Origin of the sequence: Mesorhizobium sp. M4B.F.Ca.ET.089.01.1.1, assembly GCF_004022605.1 — a bacterium.
Classification (GTDB): Bacteria; Pseudomonadota; Alphaproteobacteria; order Rhizobiales; family Rhizobiaceae; genus Mesorhizobium; species Mesorhizobium abyssinicae.
Window position 1 is genome coordinate 1 of the sequence record NZ_RZOS01000001.1, and the last position, 19,150, is coordinate 19,150.

Genomic DNA, 19,150 nt, shown 5'->3' on the forward strand with positions numbered 1-19,150 from the left:
CCCGTGCCATGGCGGCAGACCCGCAGATCCTGTTACTGGACGAGCCGTTCTCAGCGCTCGACCCGTTGATCCGCCGCCAACTCCAACAGCAGTTCCTAGACCTCGCGAAGGTCGTCCAGAAAACAACGGTGTTTATCACACACGACCTCGACGAAGCCATTCGCCTGGGCGATCGTATTGCGATCATGAAGGATGGTAAGTTCGTTCAAGTGGGAACGCCGGAAGACATCGTAACCGCGCCCAAGGACCGCTATGTCGCTGATTTCGTCTCAGGCATTTCGCTGCTCAATCTCGTCACTGCCAGGAAGATCATGCAGCCGCGGGACAGCATAGCGACGCTTTCTGAAAAGAAATTCCAAGCGCTCCCCCGCGTGCAAACCACTGACAAGCTCTCCGCTGTGATCAGCACCGCTGCGGATGGCGGCGATCTGATCGCAGTCTATGACGGCAGCGAGCCGGCGGGCGTCGTCACCCGGCGCGCCCTGTTTTCAGGAATTCAAGGCGTGATATCGAGCCCCAAGGCCGTGAGTGGTTTGAAATCGGGAAAAATTTGCCAGTACGGGGGCAGCTCTGCCCCCTCAATCCGCCCAACAAGCTCTGGAAGATCAATCGATATGGACACAGCTGCGCTCTCTGCTCACAGCGACGAAGGCAAGAAATGAGCGAACCGACCTTGTCCCGTGCTTAGTAGAAGTGCTCGCGCAGTGCCCCGGCGCCCTGCATGCTGAACAGTCTGAAACTACTTTCGTGAAGGACCCCGCCGTCGCCCTTTCGCGGCGATGACTTACGTTCCGCCCGGGCGATCCACGCGCGGTGGACGCAACGGGCTTTAAATCCGCACGCCCATTTTACCACCGCCGATCTGACACATTTAAATTGGTCCTATTGAAGACTTGCCACCCACCCACGGCTGTGGTCGATCGTAGGGACCGGTACTGAGGACGTCTGCCTACAAGGCCTTGAGCCGCTCCACCGCGGTTAGGGCTGATATCTCTCGGGCCTTGGCCAGCATCACTACTTTCAAGGTCTCCCAACAAGAGACGGCATTGGGGATACGGACACCTAGACGCTTGACGTATAATTGCTCGCGTTACGTATCGAAGCTGCATCCCTTGCGAAGACGCGTTGCGCAGCTATCCACTCATTCCTATAGGTGTTTGTAACTCAGGCCCGCACTTTTTCAGCCTTCGGATCGTACATCGGCTTCAACGATGCTTCCGCCGCGAAGCGTTCGCCGGCGATTTCGATCTCGTAGGATGAAGCCAGCACATCGGCCTCGCTCTCGCCCCGGCATGGCACATAACCCAGCCCTACCGCGCCGCCGAGGTGATGGCCGTAATTGCCTGATGTGATCGGACCGACGATCTTGCCGTCGCGCAGGATCGCCTCGTTATGGAAGAGCAGGGGCTCTGGATCCTTAAGCCGGAACTGGACGAGCCGGCGTGACAGGCCGGCTTCCTTTTTGCGCAGCACGGCATCGCGGCCGATGAAGTCGCCCTTGGCGGTCTTCACCGCGAAGCCGAGGCCGGCCTCCAGCACATTGTCCTCGTCGGTGATGTCGTGGCCGAAATGCCGGAAAGCCTTTTCGATGCGGCAGGAATCCAGCGTGTGCAGGCCGCAGAGTTTCAGGCCGACATCGGCACCGGCCTCGTCGATCGCTTCGAAAACGTGTGCTGCCTGGTCGGTCGAGACATAGAGTTCCCAGCCGAGCTCGCCGACATAGGTGACGCGGTGGGCGCGGGCCAGGCCCATGCCGATCTCGATCTCCTGGAATGTGCCGAACGGATTTTTCTCATTGGAGAAATCGTTCGGGCTGACCTTCTGGATCAGCTTTCGCGCATCCGGACCCATGAGACAGAGCACGCTTTCGGCCGCCGTTACGTCGGTGACGACAACGAACTGCCCGCCGACATGGCGGCGCAGCCAGGCGAGGTCACGCTGCAGCGTGGCGCCTGGGACGACGAGGAAGAACGCCGTCTCCGACAGGCGCGAGACCGTCAGGTCGCTCTCGATGCCGCCGCGTTGGTTGAGCATCTGGGTGTAGACGATCTTGCCCGGCGCGACGTCCATGTCGTTGGCGCAGAGCTTCTGGAGGAAGGCACAGGCGTCGCGGCCTTCGACACGGATCTTGCCGAACGAGGTCATGTCGAACAGGCCGACCTTGTTTCGGACCGCGAGGTGTTCCTCGCGCTGGTTGTCGAACCAGTTCTGCCGCTTCCAGGAATAGCGGTATTCGCGCTCCTGGCCCTCGCGTGCGAACCAGTTGGCGCGCTCCCAGCCGGCGACTTCGCCGAACACCGCGCCGCGCGCCTTCAGATGCTCATGCAGGGGCGAGCGGCGGACATTCCTCGAGGTCGCCATCTGCCGATAGGGGAAATGGTCGGCATAGAGCAGGCCGAGCGTCTCGGAGACGCGCTCCTTGAGATAGCGTCGGTTCTTCTGGAATGGCTGGGCGCGGCGGATGTCGACCTCCCACAGGTCGAAGGGCGCTTCGCCGTCATTGATCCACTGCGCCAGCGCCATGCCGGCGCCGCCGGAGGAGACGATGCCGATCGAATTGTAGCCGGTCGCCATCCAGTAGCCGGACAGCTCCGGCGCCTCACCGAGATAGTAGCGGTCATCGGGCGTAAAACTCTCCGGACCGTTGAAGAAGGTGTGGATGCCGGCGGTCGCCAGCATCGGCATGCGGTTGACGCCCATTTCGAGGATCGGCTCGAAATGCTCCATGTCCTCAGGCAGTTGGTCGAAGCAGAAATCCTCGCTTATGCCGTCCATGCCCCACGGCTTGGCCACCGGCTCGAAGGCGCCCAGCATCATCTTGCCGGCGTCTTCCTTGTAGTAGGCGCACTCGTCCGGCACCCGCAGCACCGGCAGACGGGTGAGGCCGGGGATCGGCTCGGTGACGAGATAAAAATGCTCGCAGGCGTGTAGCGGGATGGTGACGCCGTTCTGCGCTCCCAGTTCGCGCGCCCACATGCCGGCGCAATTGACGACGATGTCGGCCTCGATCGTGCCTTGCTCTTCGCCTTGCGCCCAGGACACGCCGGTGACGCGGCCGGCCCTGGTATGGACCTTGGTGACCTTTACGTTCTCGACGATGGTGGCGCCGCGCTGGCGCGCGCCCTTGGCCAGCGCCATGGCGATGTTTGCGGGGTCGCACTGGCCGTCGAGCGGCAGATGCACGGCGCCGACGACGTCCGAGACATTCAGATGCGGATACATCTGCTTGACTTCATTGGGAGAAATCTCGCGGACATCGACATCGAAGGCACGCGCCAGCGATGCTTGCCTGTAGATCTCGTGCTTGCGCTCCTCGGTCAGCGCCACGGTGATCGAACCGACCTGGCGCATGCCGGTGCCGACCTCGGTCTCGGCTTCCAGCTTGACGTAGAGGTCGGCGGAATATTTCGCCAGCCGGGTCATGTTCTGCGAGCCGCGCAACTGGCCGATCAGGCCGGCGGCATGCCATGTCGTGCCTGACGTCAGCTGCTTGCGCTCCAGAAGCACGATGTCGGTCCAGCCGAGTTTGGCCAGGTGATAGGCGACGGAGCAGCCGGAAACGCCGCCACCGATGATGACCGCTCTTGCTTTGGCGGGAATGGCTTTGGCGGTCATGCGGCCTCGCGGCGGTAGCTGGAAGCGAAACGGCGCAGCCGGAGCGCTGCTTCTTGCAGCATAGGTTCGGGCTGGCAGAGGCTGATGCGGATATGGCCTTCTGGCACGGGGGTGAAGTGGCGCCCTGCGTCACATTCACCTGTCGCCTGCAACGACGATAGTGCGCCTTGATGGGCATTTTCTAAGCCGACCACCCGCTGCCTATTCATGGAGCGACATCCACAAGTTGATGCCCCCTCCGCAGAACGATGCGCAGGGTTTGTCACATCGAAATTGGGCCGCTCTACCACCGAGTTCCCACCTACCTCCGATGCAGAGTTGCCTGGGCATGCTTGTCCTCCGTTAGCGCGACGTTCATTGTTGGTCAGATTAGGCGTCTCTGACCCAACCCATGCGATAAACTCGACCCGTTTGACTGCCCTCTGCGCTCTTGACGTAGCCGAGCGCCACCTCGCTCGCCGGCACCGCCGCGGTGCCAGGAAAGAAGTCGCCGTAGAGCTGAACCGACTCCTGTACGAGAGTCGGACTGACCAGATTGATCCGCAGCCCCCGCCCAAGCTCGATTGCCGCGCTGCGTACAAAACCGTCTAACGCGCCATTGACCAGGGCGGACGAGCTTCCCTGCCGGATGGGATCTTCGTTGGTTAGACCCGAGGTCAAGGTAAATGATCCGTGGTCGCGGATACGCTTGAGACCCTTCGCTACGAGATTGACCTGCCCCATCAACTTACTGCGCAGCCCGATTTCGAACTGTTCATTCGTGAATTGGTTCAGCGGGGCGTAGTGCACGGCCCCTGCTGTGCAGATCAACGCGTCAAATGCACCGATCTTGTCGAATAATTGGTCGATAGAGTTCGGCTCGGCGATGTCGACGTTGAATAAGCCGCTAGTTCGCCCGACTCCTATAATGTTGTGCCGCTTGCCAAGTTCGGCCGCTACGGCCGACCCGACAATCCCAGTCGAACCAACCAGGACAATTCGCATAGGGACTCCCCTGGATATCCTGACGGCTAGGAGGCGACCTCAAACAGCGGGGCAAGTGCGGCGCGAAGCGCCATGTCCTGGTCCGCCGAGAGTTTTGCCAATGGCTTGCGGACATTCCCGGTTCCGAGGCCGCGCAGTTGCGCGGCTCTCAGAACAGAAGGCGTATATGGTGCCCGCCAGATAAAAAGCAACGAGGGCAGCATCCGCTGCCAAAGTGCCAGAGCCCTCTCCAAATCCTTCGCTGCCACAAGGTTGTACAATTCGACAGCCTCAAGAGGCATGTAGTTTGCTGCGCCCCAGATAACACCGCGCGCGCCTGCCATCAGCGCATAGAGGGTTGTTGTATCGCAACCATTTAGCACCTTGCCTCCCGTCTGCAGATACTCCTGATGCACGGTGAAGTCGCCGGCACTATCTTTGATGTAATTGAAATGCTTGAGACCGCTCAGTCGATCAAAAAGGCGTGGCGAAACCGCGATCCCGGTAGCCTGCGGGATGTTGTAGCCCACAATATCCACGCCAACCGCCGCGTCGATTTCCCTGTAGAAATTGAAAATTCCATCCTCGTCTGACGGACCTTCGAGATACGGCGGCAAAATCATCAGCGCGTCCGCGCCGACCGATTCAGCTTGCTGTGACCGCCGTATGACTTCGTCCATATTCAGGGCCGAGGTCTGGCAGACAACGTTGCAGCGTCCTGCGATGCGCTTCGCCCCGAGCTCGTAGAGCCGATTGCATTCGGACTCGGTCAGGTAAGGGTGCTGGCCTGTACCTGCCCCAAGAACCAAGCCGTGAACTCCCGCCGATACGTATTTTTCGATCAACTCTTCGAAGAGGCCGTAATCGATCGCACCGGTAGGTTCGAACGGTGTCTGCATTGCAAGATTGATGCCCTTCAGGTCCGCCATTGCCGTTCCTCTTATTGCTAGACTTCCGCGCCTGCCTGCCTGAAACGAAGAGCGGTCACGAACCGGACGCCCATTGATGTGACAAGTCTCGGATAAGTCCTGCTCGGAGCGGCCCGCGTCTTCAGGATATCGATCACAGCCGAAGATTGCCCCGTGGCCAGTTCGGCGACAGCCTTGCCAAAGGCAGCCCCTCGAGCGACGCCGGTTCCATTACAGAAGGCGGCACCATAGACGTCGTGCGCCAACTCGCCGAAGACCATGCCGCCATTTTGCGCGAGCGTAAGCAGACCACCCCAGCTGGCCTCAAAGCCGATTGACGAAAGCCCGGGCCATCGGCGGTCAAATGCTACCTGCTGCTGGGTCCGCGCCCTAAGGACATCTTGTTTGGTTGTTTTGAAATTAGTCGCATACGAGTAAACGTTTCTAAGGAAAAGACGGTTGTCTATAGTACGTCGCACCGTCGTCCCAAAGCTATCGGCCGGAATAAGCCCATATGTTCGCTTGTTGCCCACGTTGGAAAGCTCGCTCTCAGTGAGCTGTCTGGTCATGCTCGCGAACGTGTAGAGTGGTATGGCTCGGTTTTCGAAGAAGCCAAATCTCGTCAGATAACCCGATGCGCAGATGATGACCTTCGAAGCCCTGATTGTTCCAGCAGGCGTCTCGCAGATGTGCTTCGGCGCACCGAACTGGACCGCCACAATGGCGGTGTTTTCATGGATGGTAACGTTCTCGGGGAGGCTGTTTACGGCGTTCTTGAGATACTTCGCAGGCTGGACCAGAATCGTGCCAGGGTGATGCAAAGCTTTGACGTAGTGCTTACTGCCGGTGATCGACTGAATTTCAGGGGCTTCAACCCAGCTGTACTTCTGTCCAAGCTTATCGAGCGCCTCCGAAAAGCGGTGTAGATCGGCAACGCCGTGAGACGTGGCCGCGCTGTGGTATTTCCCCTGCGGGTCCCAATCACAGTCTACCCCATGCTCCTCGACGGCGGTTCGAATGTAGGCGATGCCCTCAAGGTTGACGTACAGCTCTTCCTTGTTTCCCCTAATGTCTTCAACGAAGTCGCGTTTTCGGGGATTGTGCGCGAGATCGATGACGAAGCCCATGCACCGCCCCGATGCATTGTCCCCGATACGTCCGGCGTCGACGAGGATTACCGAAGACTGGGGGTTGAGTTCGGCAAATCGGCGGGCCGCGTGAAGCCCCATCCAGCCGCCGCCAATGACCAGGCAATCGCATGTGACATCGCCTTGCTGCGGCACTAAGGGTAGCTCCGGTCCCGACGTGCGGTACCACCCTGAGACTGTTGGCTCCGGATGCGGTGCTTGGACGACAATACGCTCTCTTGTCTTTGTTTGATTCAAAGAGTTCACTGCCAACTCGCTCGGTGAAGGCGGCCGGTGGGTAGTGCACCGCTCGCTCTGGCTTGTTCCTGTTTCGAATAAACGATGTGTCGTTCGTCTCGTAGACGGAAAATATGCGGTCTGATATAGACCTGCTTCATGTCCAAGCTTCGCAATCTTGTCCCATCGACGCATTCGCTTTTCGTCTTCGAAGCGGCGGCCCGAACGCTGAGTTTCAAGAACGCGGCCAGCGAACTCAACGTGACGCAGCCAAGTATCTCGCATTCGATCAAAATGTTCGAAAAGCATTGCGGGACGGCACTCTTTGTCCGAGACAATCGGGGAGTGCAGCTGACCGAGCCCGGCAGGCAGCTCTACGATGAGGTGCGCAACAGCTTCCGCCGTCTGGAACAGCGGCTTGAGACCATCACTGATCGCGGAACGAAGTACATAACTTTCGCAGCTTCGACATCTCTGGCGGCACATTGGCTCGCGCCTCAACTCTATCATTTCCAGGAAGAGCATCCGGACGTCAGGATCAAGGTGGTCGCCACCGACCGCGATGTCGAGCCAGATCATGAGATCGACGTGACGGTTTGGGTGCGGCCCCGGAATTTTGAAAGGGCCAACAGCTGGTTCGTTTGCGACGAGATCATCTTTCCCGTCTGCTCACCGGCATATCTTCTGTCGCACCCCGCTCCCCAAGCCGTCGAAGATCTGATCCACCATCAACTGATTCATTCGTCCGATGCTTTTCGCAAGCGCCTGGATTGGCCCGAATGGGTCGAGTTGGCAGGCGGCGATGCCAGCGACATCAAGCCCAATATCGTGTTCAATGACTACCAGCTAACGCTTCAAGCGGCTCTGGCTGGTGAAGGAATAGCATTGGGGTGGTCCCTTACCGCCCAGCAGTTGCTCGACAACCGCCTCCTGGTCAAGCCATTGCCAACCCAAATCCAGACCGACAGGGCCTTCTTTCTGTTGGCCAGCGAGGATGCCAGCAAGAACAAGAGATGCAAGATTTTGGTTGACTGGTTTCTCGTCCAGTCTGAAGAACTCCGCCCGTGACCTGAATTGCCCCTCACCCTATCCGCCTCTGGATATAAACTGGATTTAAGACAAGCGAAAGCTTTTGCGCATTCTCAGGACAATTGCCGGCGCCTATCATCAGCGCGAGATTAAGCTAGGGTCCGCCCCTATTGGACGGCCGGGCCACTGATGTTTGACGCGGGATGCGGGTCATTCCGCTGAGGGTGACGCGATGATGGACACTGATATTCCCGCAATCCGGCGCCGCACAGGCCAGTCTTCCGGTTCCCAGATTCACCTGCGGGAATAGTGGCTGGCAGCCTGAAAATCAACTCCCAAGGCTTCGAACCGGAAGCCTGATCGGTGCCCCATCGAGATGGGGCGCCGACCTCCTTTGAATTGAGCATCAGGTGAACCAACATGGCTGACGAAGAGATCATCCTTTCCGAGCTGTCCGACGAGGAACTCGTGCAGCAGATGCACGACGACCTTTATGACGGGCTGAAGGAAGAAATTGAGGAAGGCACGGCCATCCTGCTGGAGCGCGGATGGGCGCCCTACAAGGTGCTCACCGAGGCGCTGGTCGAAGGCATGCGCATCGTCGGCGAGGATTTTCGCGACGGTATCCTGTTTGTTCCGGAAGTGCTGCTGTCGGCCAATGCGATGAAGGCCGGCATGTTCATCCTGCGCCCGCTGCTTATCGCCACCGGCGCGCCAAAGCAGGGCAAGATGGTGATCGGCACCGTCAAGGGCGACATCCACGACATTGGCAAGAACCTCGTCGGCATGATGATGGAAGGCGCCGGCTTCGACGTCATCGACCTCGGCATCAACAATGCGGTCGAGAAGTATATGGCGGCGATTGAAGAGCATAAACCTGATATTGTCGGCATGTCGGCGCTGCTGACCACCACCATGCCCTACATGAAGGTCGTCATCGACACGATGAAGGAAAAGGGCATTCGCGACGACTATGTCGTGCTGGTCGGCGGTGCGCCGCTGAACGAGGAATTCGGCAAGGCCGTCGGCGCCGATGCCTATTGCCGCGACGCGGCGGTGGCTGTCGAGACCGCCAAGGACTTCATGAAGCGCAAGCATAACACCCGTAGTTGAATGGCTGCGGTGCCAACCCTGAAGGCGCCGGTGTCGTTTGCGGCCGCTCGATGTTGATCACCATCAACCAGGATGTATGACCTTATGAATGCGCCATTTTCAACAGGAGATCATTCGCGGATCGTGGGATGGAACCCCAGCCGGCAGGTGATCGACACGCAGGACGTATACCGACTGGTTATCCTGGCACTTCCCGGATTTTCGCTACTCAGCCTTTCGTCATTTGTAGATCCCCTTCGCATCGCGAATTCTGTGTCCGGTCGATCATTCTTCGAGTGGACGATTGCAAGCCTGGATGGCCAGCCGGTTGAATGCGCCAGCGGGTTCGTCCTGTCGGTCGGCAGCGACTTCGCTAGCACCGGCGAATGCGTTCCGGCTGGCAAAGGTACGAACATGGTCATTGTCTGTGCAGGCGAACGGGTCGAAAGGCAGACGTCTGCTGCTCTCAGCAAGATTCTTCGGCTTTGCAAGCGGCATGGTGTTCCAATCACAGCGTTGGGTACGGCGACATGGCTGTTGGCGGACAGCGGGTTGCTGGACGGCACCGCGTGCACAATCCATTGGGACAAGAGAGCCGCTTTCTCTGAAAAATTTGGCCGGCTTCAGGTCACTGACCGGCTATTCGTTCGTGATAGTCACCTCCTCACTTGCGCAGGAGAATTTGCGTCGTTCGACCTCGTTATGGAGCTGATCAGCGAACGCCTCGGCAGAGACATTGCGTTGACCGTCTGCCGACATACGACTGCCGGGTATTGGCGCCCTGCCTCTGATAGACAATGGACCATGAATGGCGGCGAAGCCGGCATCTGCAAGCCGGTCGCCGAAGTGATTCGCATTATGGAGGAGCATATTGAGGACCCGCTGCCCTTACGCGACATCGCAAGATGTGTCGGCCGCTCACAGCGTCAGATTGAACGGCTCTTCCAGCGATCGGTTTCGTTGTCTCCCATGCGCTTTTACCTGCATTTGAGACTTAGCCGCGCGAAGCGTCTCATTGCACAAACAGAGTTGCCGATTATTGAGATCGCGGTCGCCTGTGGTTTCGTGTCGGCCTCACATTTTTCGAAGTGCTTCCGCGAAGCCTTCGGCGCCAACCCCAGTACCTGTCGCGGCTGACCCATACTCGGTGACGCCCCCTTACGAGCCCCGCAAAACCCACGTGCCATCAATTGGCAAGCACCTCGGCAGCCTGGCTTTCGCGCTCAACGCGATCGGGCCGATGCTCCGATGGGAGCCGAGGCGTCGAAGAGCACCGTGCCTGACGTCGACCGAAGAAGCCATCGTCGTCTGCCGCTGGATGACGTCCTGGGCTGTCCGAGAGGACACCATCCAAAGCCCAGCTTAGCGCCTCATCACTGACTCCAGCGCCAGGGCAATCCTGACCTGCCCCAAAACGGCGATAGTCCCAGCGGACGCCTCCTTCGGCCGCAAATCTTCGACCGCATCTGCATTGCCAATGGCAATCGAGCACCGGGCTGATCAACCCGTACCAGCTCATTCCGGACCCACCACATAGCAGGCCACTGGAATTGATAGAGCTGACAACGTAGGAGGCGCGCGGGATTTTCATGAGTTCGCGGGCAGTGCTGTACGCTGGGTCGCAAGTTCACAACCCGACACTTTGTCGGCTTTGTTGTTTGCGGACAGGCTTCGTTGGAGCAATGTTGTGTTGTTGTGCCTCAGCCTGATAGCAGAATTCATCAAAATTGCTTTTCTTCGGGCTTTTGGCCAATTGGCACGAGCTTTGATTCTCACATTTGAGAGTTGGCATCAGGAGCCGAATAGCCGCTTCCGATTATGCCTATCAGAGGAGTTGCCATGAATACCGTCGATCAGCAGACGACACTGGAACAAGTCGCACGACAGCGCATCAGGGACGCCCTCGTACTCGAGGGCGACGCCGATCGCCTAACCCAATTCTATCGGGGATGGGCTGGGGCCTACGATGTGGATGTTGGCTCCGAGGGGTACTACGGCCCGATGATCGTGGCGGAACTAGCGGGCACCGTGCAGGCAGCCTATTTGAGCAGCGAGCGAACTGCCATCACAATCCTGGATGCTGGCTGCGGAACAGGCCTTGTCGGCGTGCAACTGGAACGCCTCGGCTTCGGGCTGATCGATGGGTTCGATCTTTCCAAAGAGATGGCCGAAAAGGCGCGGCAAACCCGAGTCTACCGTCATGTCCAAGACTGTGTCGACCTTAACGGAGTACTCTCTGAGTACGCCGACGCGGGCTATGATATCACGGTTTGCTGCGGTGTCTTTACACTTGGGCACGTTAGACCAGACGGGCTGCGCGAGCTGGCTCGCGTCACGCGCCCGAAAGGATTCATCATCACAAGCATCCGCAAGAGCTACGCCGAGGCCGCATTCTTCGAGGACGAAGCGCGGCGTCTGCAGGATGAGGGCGTTCTTTTACTGGCGCAGTGTCTAAGCAACGGCAGATACGTGGCCGAGGAGCGTGCGGACTATTGGGTCTTTCAAGTGCCCGAGAAGGTCAGCGCGGCAGAGCGACAGGGGTTGTGATCATGCTCTGCCTCGGGAGCGAAACCCTGTTGTGGATGACCTAAAGACGAGTAGGGGTATTTCCAGCACGGTGGCGCGTTTCAGTACTACTTCGCGTCACGATAAATCCAAATGGCCGGCAGCTATGCGTCGGCTTCAATCGGCAAAACAAAGGTGTACTAATGTCCAAAGGTTTAGTAGCCAGACTAGACGATAAGCTGCGCGCAAAACGCGAAAGCTTTGACAAAATACCGGTGGTCGACATCGGACCGCTCCTCAACGGTACGAACAAACAGGTGGTGGCCAGGGAGATACGGTGGGCGCTTTCCAATACTGGATTCATGTATGTGAAGAACCACGGAGTCCCGCAGGATTTCATACAATCGGTGTTTGATGTGAGCCGCAGGTTTTTTAATTTGCCATTGTCGCAGAAGTCGTCACTGCATATTGGCAATTCCGATTCGGCCTTTCGCGGTTACATTGAGCTGTTCGGCGAGAACACCGATCCGGGCAAGACCAAAGACCTCAAGGAGTGCTTCGACTTCGGACCTGAACGTTCGACCTTAGAAGGTCCCTTTTTTGGTCCTAACCAGTGGCCCTCAGGTTGGCCCGAGTTTCGGGAGCTGACATACAGATACCATCAAGAGATGGTGGGCCTATCGAAAAAACTTTTGCAGGGAATTGCGCTCAGTCTGGACCTGGCGGAAAGCTATTTCGAGGACCTCATGCGGAACCCGATCAGCATTCAGCGGCTGCTTCACTACCCGCCGCAGAGTGGTTATATCAGCGAAGACATGATCGGAATCGGCGCCCACACCGACTACGGCAATTTGACCATCCTTGCACAGGACGACGTCGGCGGTCTTCAGGTCATGAACCGAGACGGCGATTGGGTACAAGGCACGCCGATCCACGGTACTTTCATAATCAACGTCGGGGACCTGCTTCAGCGGCTCACCAACGGTGTCTATCTGGCCAACCTACATCGCGTAGTGAATAGCTCAGGGCGTGAGCGATACTCAATCCCCTTCTTTATCGATGCTGATTTCGATGCGATCATTGAGCCATTGGCCTCATGTGTCACTGACAGCAACCCTCTGCGCTACCGGCCGGTGACTTGCGGCGAACACAAACTCGGGCGTTTCGCAGCAAGTTATGCTCATTTGGCCAAAGCATGAGAGAGCGGGCCGCCGCCTACTCGCGTGACAATACACTGCGGGGTCGAAGCGGCCCAGTCGAACTCAGAAAACGCCATAGGTGGGACAGTATTGTCACGCATTAGTCCCTTGACCGCGCCTTTGAAACTCAATGTGCGCGGCATCTGGCGGCAACAGGGGTTTTGCAGCCACTTCCTGCGGTATGCTAACGCTTTCGAGACCTGGACCCCCGGCTGGCGTGTCACGCGCACCATCCGCAGCAGGATAAACTGCTCGCTTGCAGACGCGTTGTCACCACTTCGCCTGCTGGTCTGTCGGATTCGCTACACACGCGTGATAGGCAATCTCTTCGTTAGCCTCAGTCAAATAGCCGAGAGAAATCAAAATCCTCGGCTGCCGGGCGGGTGAATCGGCACGATTTTTGAGTGTTTCCTGGGAGAGACAGTAGGCGCCGCTGACTGGGACCTAAGGCGCAAAACATGGACAAGCCCCCAACTTCGTAAATTACTTGGAACCATCGGGATTTTAGGAGGACGTTCCGAAAACAGCGAAATTCCAAGCGACCTCTGGCGAAAAGTACTCATCCCTCAATCGAGCAGGCGAAAGAAACAGTATGTCTGATACTCACATAAACCAAGATCTGTCTATTTTGACGGATGACGTCGCGTGCGCAAAGCAGCTCAATGCCCGCAACGTAAAAATCCTCAGCACGGGAGGAGAAAGGGGGCGCGGGGTATTCGCTGCTCGCGACTTCCTGCCGGGGGAAATTGTCGTCATCGGGCTAATTGACCGTATGGAAACGGTTCGAACGACAAACTCCTTTCAACTGGACTGGAATGTCCATGCTCTCTTTCATAAGCCGGCTGTCATTGTGAATCATTGTTGTGATCCAAACTTAGCGATTGTGCCCAATCGCTTCGGGGCCTACGACTTCGTCGCCATTCAGCATATCTCTTCTGGCGCCGAAGTGACGTGGAACTACGCTACATCGGAATTCGAGTGCATTGGGGTATCGGTATGTCTTTGTTCGTCTAGAAATTGCCGAGGCTCAGCCGGAGGCTTCTCCACATTGCCTCGCGATCATCCTCTGCTCGTATCGGGTTTTTACGCACCGTACCTCAAGAAAACCCAAGGCACCTTCCAAGAGAGAGATAGGGTTGCTTAGCCCCAGGGAACGCAACATGCGTCGGATGACCTGCTCGTTGGCAGTGCCGCCCTGACAGTGTTGCGCGCCGCGGTGAGCGTGCGCGGCCTCTGGCCAGTAGCGGACTTCAGATGAACTGCCTTGAACCAACGTGTGCGCACAATCTGTGCAATCCCCTGCGCGTCACCTGTCAATGCCACTCGTCCCCAAAAGTGCCGAAGTAAAATTCCCCAGTTTCGCCGCTCAGGCTGTCCCGGTGGGGGTGTCCATTTTTCGGTGGCCGGCCGCGCGGTCGCGATGGTGAATTTAATGTCGGCAATGTGATGGAGGCTTTTGATCGCAAGTGTTCTGGCATGAGCTCGGCGTGCTGGCGGAGCCGATAACTCGATCCTTCGATCTGGACGACGACCGCATGGTGAAGCAGGCGATCGAGAAGTGCGGTTGCGACGAGGGTCGCCGAAGACCTCGCCCCATTCGGCGAAGCCGCGATTTGAGGTAACAATCATTGCGCCCTTCTCGTAGCGGGCGTTTGCGAGTTGGAAGAACAGATTGCCGCCACCGTGGACGACGGGCAGGTAACCGAAGCGTCGACGCTCGTGCGTGAGGTCGCGCAGCCGACCACGCAGCTGTGTCTCTGGCGGTCGGCCAGACTGGTATCAATCATCTTGCGATCGGCGCCGACGAAGGACAGGCCCGACGCTCCGATAGGCCCATGACGGCCTGCAGATGCGCTACGGATTCGCGCTTGGCGGCGGGTCCTAACTTTTTTCGACAGAAGCTCGCGCACTGCCGAGGCTTCGAGCGTCGGCGAGCAGCTTCTTTAGCTTGGCGTTCTCGTCTTCCAAGGCCTCAGGCGCTTGGCGTCGGAGACGTCCATCCCGCCATACTTGGCCTTCCAGCTATACAGCGTCGCCTCGGAGATCCCGTGCTTGCGGGCAAGATCGCCAGCCTTCGCACCCTCTTCATGCTCGCGCATAACCGCGATGATCTGCTCTTCCGTAAATCGCTTTGTCTTCATCAGTCCGTAATCAAGGACCCTGACTCTAGTCTCAGATGGAGGAAATTCTCAGTGGCAGGTCTGTATTCAGGTGCTGCTGCCCCATCGCAGTCTGGCGCGAGGACTCTAAACGCCCAGACCGACAGCAACTGACAAAATGGCGGATTCGAAACAAACACCTGACAAAAATGTCCGCATCATTACACATGGATGTTTTCAAAGGTAAATTAATGCCGTCAGCGGGCGTTCAGCGCGCTGGCACGGCCTTTGCTGGTTGAAATGCGGCAAAACTGATTGACGGCTGACTGCATCGAAGCCCGCCTGACGATAGAGGCCTCCTTTCAGTCGACTCGGTGCACCGTCTCTCAGGGAACAGCTTGCCATAAAGCCGCGCAGCTTTGGGATGGCGTTGGAGAGCAATATGGTTTTGCAGATGGGGTCGCCGGCTCCTTCGATCAATGTGGAGACTTGGGTGCGCGGCGAGCCCATCGCACATTTCCAGCCCGGCAAAGTATACGTCGTCGAATTTTGGGCAACTGGGAGTGAACCATGTGCGGCGGCGATGCACCATCTGATGCAGATGCAGGAAAGGTTCAAGCACAGTGGGCTCGAGGTCATCGTGGTCGCGGCTCATGAAGGCGCGCTATCGACGGTTGAGGCGCGGGTCAAGCTGGACGCGTGGTTGACCGAAAAGTGCTCGAACCTGAATTTTCCGATCGCGTTCGACCATACGGGCCAAATGAAAAAGCGTTGGATGGAAGCAAGCTTTTCTGGCGAATTTCCGATCTTGTTTGTAATCGATGCAGACGGTCGTATCGCCTATATCGGTCACGCTACTCGACTTAACGAGGTCTTGGCGAGAGTGCTCAACGGCCGCTGGCGCACCAGCGACGCATCGAAAGTCGACTCGAAGCGGATCGCCGAGCGCGAACAAGCGTTGACCAAGTCAATTAATAGGAGATTTTGGGCCGCAGTGAGAAAAGAGGACTGGGAGACGGCACTCTCAGCAGTCGAAGAGGGCAGCGCCTTGATGCCCGACGACATCAACTTCCGCTTGGCTCAGGCGCATGTATTGCTTCACAGAATGCAAGACATGCCGGCCGGGTTGCCTGTCATACGCCAATTGGCTCGCGACGCGATCGAAAGGAACTCCGAGCATTGGCTGCTGGCAACATTAGACCAACTTTTCGGTCCGGCGCACGACCACTCGCACTTTCCGTCTCATGAGCGCTTCGCGCTCGGCAAAGAGTTGGCCGAGCATATCCTGGCACGCAATCCACTCCAAGGCGACGGCCACAAGTTCCGGACTTATCCGGCGGTGGCTCGATACTATCACGAGAGCGGCAACCAAGATCGTGCGATTGAGCTAATCGAGTTCGCACTGAAATCGCTGGACAGTGCGGACCCTATGCTGGACGAGCTGAAACAACACCTTCTACCGAACTTGCTGCAGGCCTTAGCCAACTACAAGGGTGAGGAGGTTTATTACGGCGCCCTCTGTGCGGCTCCGCAAAGCAATGTCCTGAAGGCACGATCGCAGGGCGGGCCGAGGAGAAAGCATAAAAGGGTTTGATAGCAAGAAGGGCTTACGGGCCAATTCGTTCAGGCATATGGGTCCATCGCAGCTGAATTGGCATCAATATACAGGGTGTTACTAAACATGTTCTGAGGATGCCTTTGAAACCCATGAAATCATGGTGGTATGGGACAAAGCCCGGGCACCTAACGAAGAAAGAAGCGTCAGCGCAGATGCTCGCATTTCAGTTCAAATCGACTAAGAGCAACGAATCGCGGCGCCGGACCGGGCTCGTGCGTCGCGCACGGCCATCAGGTTGGGCCTTCGGAGTCAGAGACGCCTATTCATCTTGCGGCCGCTTAATGGTCGCATCGCCGACGGGGTGGAGTAGGCCTTGACCACGCGGGAGAAGGTGTCCGGATTAAACCGGCCTGCGCGTGCGTCTCGCGTCGGCATGCTTGTAACGGTGAATGGCGAAAGGGCAGCCGAATGAAGCGTTTTATGGGGAAGGTCGCCTTAGTGACCGGGGCTAGCCGCGGCATTGGGGCGGCAATCGCCGACAGACTTGCCAGCGACGGGGCCAGAGTATTTGCGGTTCAGCTCGAGGCGACCGGTCATAGAGAAGGGATAGTCGCGGACCTTTGCGACCCCGGCGTTCCGAACATGGTAATTGACCATGTCGTTCGACAGGCTGGCCGCCTCGATATCCTGGTCAACAACGCTGGGTGCATGGTTGAAGCAAGGGTAGATGATACCGGGCTTGACGAGTGGCGACGCACAATGGCGCTGAATCTTGATGCTCCTTTCCTGCTGATCCGTCGCGCCATGCCTCATCTTCGCAGAAGCCGTGGCTCAATCGTCAATGTTGGCTCGATAGAGGGATTGGCCTCTAACCCAGGGCACGCGGCATATTGTGCCTCGAAGGCTGGGCTGCATGGCCTTACACGCGCCGTAGCGGTGGACGGCGGGCAAGACGGGGTGCGCTGCAATGGCGTAGCGCCTGGTTGGATCGATACGGATCTCAATGTCGATTTCGTCGCCGCTTTGCCCGAGAAGGCACTGGAACGGCTTGGTACCATTCATCCGTTGGGCCGAACAGGCCGCGTTGAGGAAGTTGCCGCCATGGTCGCATGGATTGCCTCCGACGAAGCTGCATTCGTCACCGGCCAGATTTTTGTCGTAGACGGTGGCCGAACTGCCAAGTTAAGTCTTCCGTGACGGTTAGTCGTATTTCGAACTGGGGCGGGCCGCTGGAACGCCATCCTCCCGCTGGCACCTGCCTTGTCGCTATCAGCCGCGACGTCGAGAACCGGGTCCGTCTGATGGTAAAGGAATATGGCGCCCAGTTCCGCCGCTCGGCAACGTCAGAGAATGATTGCCTACGGACATCTGCTGGGGCCAATCTCCGAGGCGGCGGTGCATTTAGGGTGAAATTTGCCGTGAACAGGAGAAGGCTCGATGGCAAATCTGGTCCTTCTACGTGGAGACGAGCGCCCCCGCCGCGGCGTGTTCGAGCGAGAGAGCATGCAATGTTCGCATGCCTTGGCGATGTGTTGTTTAGCGGCGCTGAGCTTGCTGCCATGCCTTCACCGCTAGGGCTGAACCAGGCGCGGATGTCCATGTGGGACCCAGCTCTCCTGGACCAGGAGGCATCTCATGCCGGTCTTGGCGGCGACCGCAGCGACCATGCGCGTATGGTTGGACTGCACGCCACCGGTTGTGACGAGCGTATCGGGCATCTGGCGCGATCGCGTCGGGCGGCGTCGTCATGAGCCAGGCGGTGCTGATCGCTGTCGGCATCGATTGGGACGGCCGGCGCCAGATCTTGGCCGTCGAGATGGCTAATCGCGAAAGCCGCTCGGCCTGGAGGGATTTCCTCGTCGCGCTGAAGGCGCGCGGGCTCAGGGGCGTCGAACTGGTCGTGTCCGACGATCATGCCAGCCTGGTGGCGGCGATCGGCGGGGTGATCCCCGAAGCCCGCCTGGCAGCGCTGCTACGTGCCTCAGGAACGCGCTCGATCACCTGCCGAGAAATCGTGGCGATGATTGCCTGCAGGAGTTGCGCTGGCTCTACGACCGCGCGATCTCGCCGAGGCCAAGGCCGATCTCGCCGCATGGCTTGCCAAATGGTCGGGCCGCTATCCGCGACTGACGAGCTGGGGAGAGGAGACCATCGAATGCACGCTGACCTTCTTTTGCCTGCCGCGCCAGCACCACAAGCACCTGAAGTCCACCAACATGCTGGAACGCCTCAACGAGGAAATCCGCCGGCGCACCTATGTCGTGCGCATCTTCCCGAACGCCGAAAGCTGCCTGCGCCTGGTCAGGGCGCTGGCCGTCGAAACCAACGAAAACTGGATGGAGGCCAACCGCTACATCAACATGGATGACCTGCGCGAGCACAAGAAGCTTGCTTTGCGCCAAGCCGCATGACCAGCTCAGAAAGAGCACGCGGCCGAAGTAGCCGGCCTGAAGCAGCAGCGAACAGGCCAGCGTCGTGACGACTGCCACACGGAGAATCCAAAGCGAAGTAAACCATCGACGCATTGCTGCACAGGACCAGCCCCACGAGCCGACAAAAAGATGAAGTGCAACGCCGTTCTCCTGGTTTTCGCCAGATCATGTTGCGAGCTGGTCGGCCGCAACATGCGTCTGGCAGTTCTTGGGGCAGACGCGGCCGCAGGCTCCGCAGCCTATGCAGCGGCCGGCATCTTCGACAACCATGATCATGCGATTGAGCTTGCCGTCGAAATCGTCGTCCTCGTCATCGCAGGGGCCGAGGATTTCACCCGCATCATCAACGCCGTGAAGATGCATCACATCGCGCGAGCAGACCTTGA

14 protein-coding genes and 6 pseudogenes are annotated in these 19,150 nt (G+C 58.3%); 10 read left to right on the plus strand and 10 right to left on the minus strand.

Features of this window, described 5'->3' with window-relative positions:
• A pseudogene (locus EN780_RS38565) lies at positions 1–662 on the plus strand (hypothetical protein); the annotation flags it as partial.
• A 502-nt stretch (positions 663–1,164) separates the two neighbouring features.
• Here the strand turns inward: EN780_RS38565 and EN780_RS00005 are convergent.
• The 4 genes from EN780_RS00005 to EN780_RS00025 form a co-directional block, all read right to left on the minus strand.
• A complete protein-coding gene (locus EN780_RS00005) occupies positions 1,165–3,615 on the minus strand; it encodes an FAD-dependent oxidoreductase (RefSeq protein ID WP_126080621.1) in 2,451 nt (816 codons plus the stop codon).
• Between the two features lie 369 nt (positions 3,616–3,984).
• Positions 3,985–4,599, minus strand: coding sequence for a short chain dehydrogenase (locus EN780_RS00015; protein WP_126080619.1), 615 nt, complete (start codon positions 4,597–4,599; stop codon positions 3,985–3,987).
• A 26-nt stretch (positions 4,600–4,625) separates the two neighbouring features.
• On the minus strand, positions 4,626–5,507 hold the full coding sequence (locus EN780_RS00020; RefSeq protein ID WP_126080618.1) for a dihydrodipicolinate synthase family protein: 882 nt from the start codon (positions 5,505–5,507) through the stop codon (positions 4,626–4,628).
• A 17-nt stretch (positions 5,508–5,524) separates the two neighbouring features.
• Positions 5,525–6,769 (minus strand): FAD-binding oxidoreductase, encoded by a 1,245-nt coding sequence (locus EN780_RS00025; RefSeq protein ID WP_245459658.1) that lies wholly within the window; start codon positions 6,767–6,769, stop codon positions 5,525–5,527.
• A gap of 240 nt (positions 6,770–7,009) precedes the next feature.
• Between EN780_RS00025 and EN780_RS00030 the strand changes: the two genes are divergently transcribed.
• The 6 genes from EN780_RS00030 to EN780_RS00055 all read left to right on the plus strand — a co-directional run bounded on the left by EN780_RS00030 (position 7,010) and on the right by EN780_RS00055 (position 13,819).
• The gene (locus EN780_RS00030; protein ID WP_126080616.1) at positions 7,010–7,918 is read left to right on the plus strand and encodes a LysR substrate-binding domain-containing protein; all 909 of its coding nucleotides are present in this window, start codon (positions 7,010–7,012) and stop codon (positions 7,916–7,918) included.
• 381 nt (positions 7,919–8,299) lie between these two features.
• Positions 8,300–8,992 (plus strand): B12-binding domain-containing protein, encoded by a 693-nt coding sequence (locus EN780_RS00035; RefSeq protein ID WP_126080615.1) that lies wholly within the window; start codon positions 8,300–8,302, stop codon positions 8,990–8,992.
• A gap of 84 nt (positions 8,993–9,076) precedes the next feature.
• Entirely contained in the window at positions 9,077–10,108 is a 1,032-nt protein-coding gene (locus tag EN780_RS00040) for a GlxA family transcriptional regulator (protein ID WP_164762826.1), read from the plus strand.
• Between the two features lie 702 nt (positions 10,109–10,810).
• Positions 10,811–11,518, plus strand: a complete 708-nt coding sequence (locus tag EN780_RS00045; RefSeq protein ID WP_126080613.1) for a class I SAM-dependent methyltransferase — start codon at positions 10,811–10,813, stop codon at positions 11,516–11,518.
• Between the two features lie 161 nt (positions 11,519–11,679).
• Entirely contained in the window at positions 11,680–12,675 is a 996-nt protein-coding gene (locus EN780_RS00050) for a 2-oxoglutarate and iron-dependent oxygenase domain-containing protein (protein WP_126080612.1), read from the plus strand.
• 592 nt (positions 12,676–13,267) lie between these two features.
• Positions 13,268–13,819, plus strand: coding sequence for an SET domain-containing protein-lysine N-methyltransferase (locus tag EN780_RS00055; RefSeq protein ID WP_126080611.1), 552 nt, complete (start codon positions 13,268–13,270; stop codon positions 13,817–13,819).
• Positions 13,820–13,988: 169 nt separating this feature from the next.
• Here EN780_RS00055 and EN780_RS38570 read toward each other — a convergent pair.
• The 3 genes and pseudogenes from EN780_RS38570 to EN780_RS38575 form a co-directional block, all read right to left on the minus strand.
• A pseudogene (locus EN780_RS38570) lies at positions 13,989–14,379 on the minus strand (ATP-binding protein); the annotation flags it as partial.
• Positions 14,374–14,816: pseudogene (locus EN780_RS00060) on the minus strand (transposase); the annotation flags it as partial. The pseudogenes EN780_RS38570 and EN780_RS00060, both read right to left, overlap by 6 nt.
• A 195-nt stretch (positions 14,817–15,011) precedes the next feature.
• Positions 15,012–15,284, minus strand: coding sequence for a hypothetical protein (locus tag EN780_RS38575; RefSeq protein ID WP_189353850.1), 273 nt, complete (start codon positions 15,282–15,284; stop codon positions 15,012–15,014).
• Here EN780_RS38575 and EN780_RS00065 point away from each other — a divergent pair.
• Complete coding sequence (locus EN780_RS00065; RefSeq protein ID WP_348526306.1) at positions 15,268–16,368, plus strand: redoxin domain-containing protein; 1,101 nt, start codon at positions 15,268–15,270, stop codon at positions 16,366–16,368. The two genes, EN780_RS38575 and EN780_RS00065, sit on opposite strands and share 17 nt — an antisense overlap.
• Before the next feature lie 432 nt (positions 16,369–16,800).
• Positions 16,801–17,529: an SDR family oxidoreductase gene (locus tag EN780_RS00070; RefSeq protein WP_126080609.1), complete on the plus strand. Its 729-nt coding sequence runs from the start codon at positions 16,801–16,803 to the stop codon at positions 17,527–17,529.
• A gap of 401 nt (positions 17,530–17,930) precedes the next feature.
• Here EN780_RS00070 and EN780_RS00075 read toward each other — a convergent pair.
• Positions 17,931–18,044: pseudogene (locus EN780_RS00075) on the minus strand (aminocyclopropane-1-carboxylate deaminase/D-cysteine desulfhydrase family protein); the annotation flags it as partial.
• 26 nt (positions 18,045–18,070) lie between these two features.
• Between EN780_RS00075 and EN780_RS00080 the strand changes: the two are divergent.
• A pseudogene (locus tag EN780_RS00080) lies at positions 18,071–18,743 on the plus strand (transposase); the annotation flags it as partial.
• 36 nt (positions 18,744–18,779) lie between these two features.
• On the opposite strand, the pseudogene EN780_RS40280 reads toward EN780_RS00080, so the two are convergent.
• Positions 18,780–18,857 (minus strand): annotated as a pseudogene (locus tag EN780_RS40280) (hypothetical protein); the annotation flags it as partial.
• A gap of 72 nt (positions 18,858–18,929) precedes the next feature.
• A partial coding sequence (locus EN780_RS00090; RefSeq protein ID WP_128271523.1) for a 4Fe-4S binding protein occupies positions 18,930–19,150 on the minus strand: 221 nt, incomplete at its 5' end.

Coding starts and splice junctions, on each gene's coding strand:
- EN780_RS00005 (WP_126080621.1), bottom strand. CDS start 3,615: ATGACCGCCAAAGCCATTCCCGCCAAAGCAAGAGCGGTCATCATCGGT.
- EN780_RS00015 (WP_126080619.1), bottom strand. CDS start 4,599: ATGCGAATTGTCCTGGTTGGTTCGACTGGGATTGTCGGGTCGGCCGTA.
- EN780_RS00020 (WP_126080618.1), bottom strand. CDS start 5,507: ATGGCGGACCTGAAGGGCATCAATCTTGCAATGCAGACACCGTTCGAA.
- EN780_RS00030 (WP_126080616.1), top strand. CDS start 7,010: ATGTCCAAGCTTCGCAATCTTGTCCCATCGACGCATTCGCTTTTCGTC.
- EN780_RS00035 (WP_126080615.1), top strand. CDS start 8,300: ATGGCTGACGAAGAGATCATCCTTTCCGAGCTGTCCGACGAGGAACTC.
- EN780_RS00040 (WP_164762826.1), top strand. CDS start 9,077: ATGAATGCGCCATTTTCAACAGGAGATCATTCGCGGATCGTGGGATGG.
- EN780_RS00045 (WP_126080613.1), top strand. CDS start 10,811: ATGAATACCGTCGATCAGCAGACGACACTGGAACAAGTCGCACGACAG.
- EN780_RS00050 (WP_126080612.1), top strand. CDS start 11,680: ATGTCCAAAGGTTTAGTAGCCAGACTAGACGATAAGCTGCGCGCAAAA.
- EN780_RS00055 (WP_126080611.1), top strand. CDS start 13,268: ATGTCTGATACTCACATAAACCAAGATCTGTCTATTTTGACGGATGAC.
- EN780_RS38575 (WP_189353850.1), bottom strand. CDS start 15,284: ATGGGCTCGCCGCGCACCCAAGTCTCCACATTGATCGAAGGAGCCGGC.
- EN780_RS00070 (WP_126080609.1), top strand. CDS start 16,801: ATGAAGCGTTTTATGGGGAAGGTCGCCTTAGTGACCGGGGCTAGCCGC.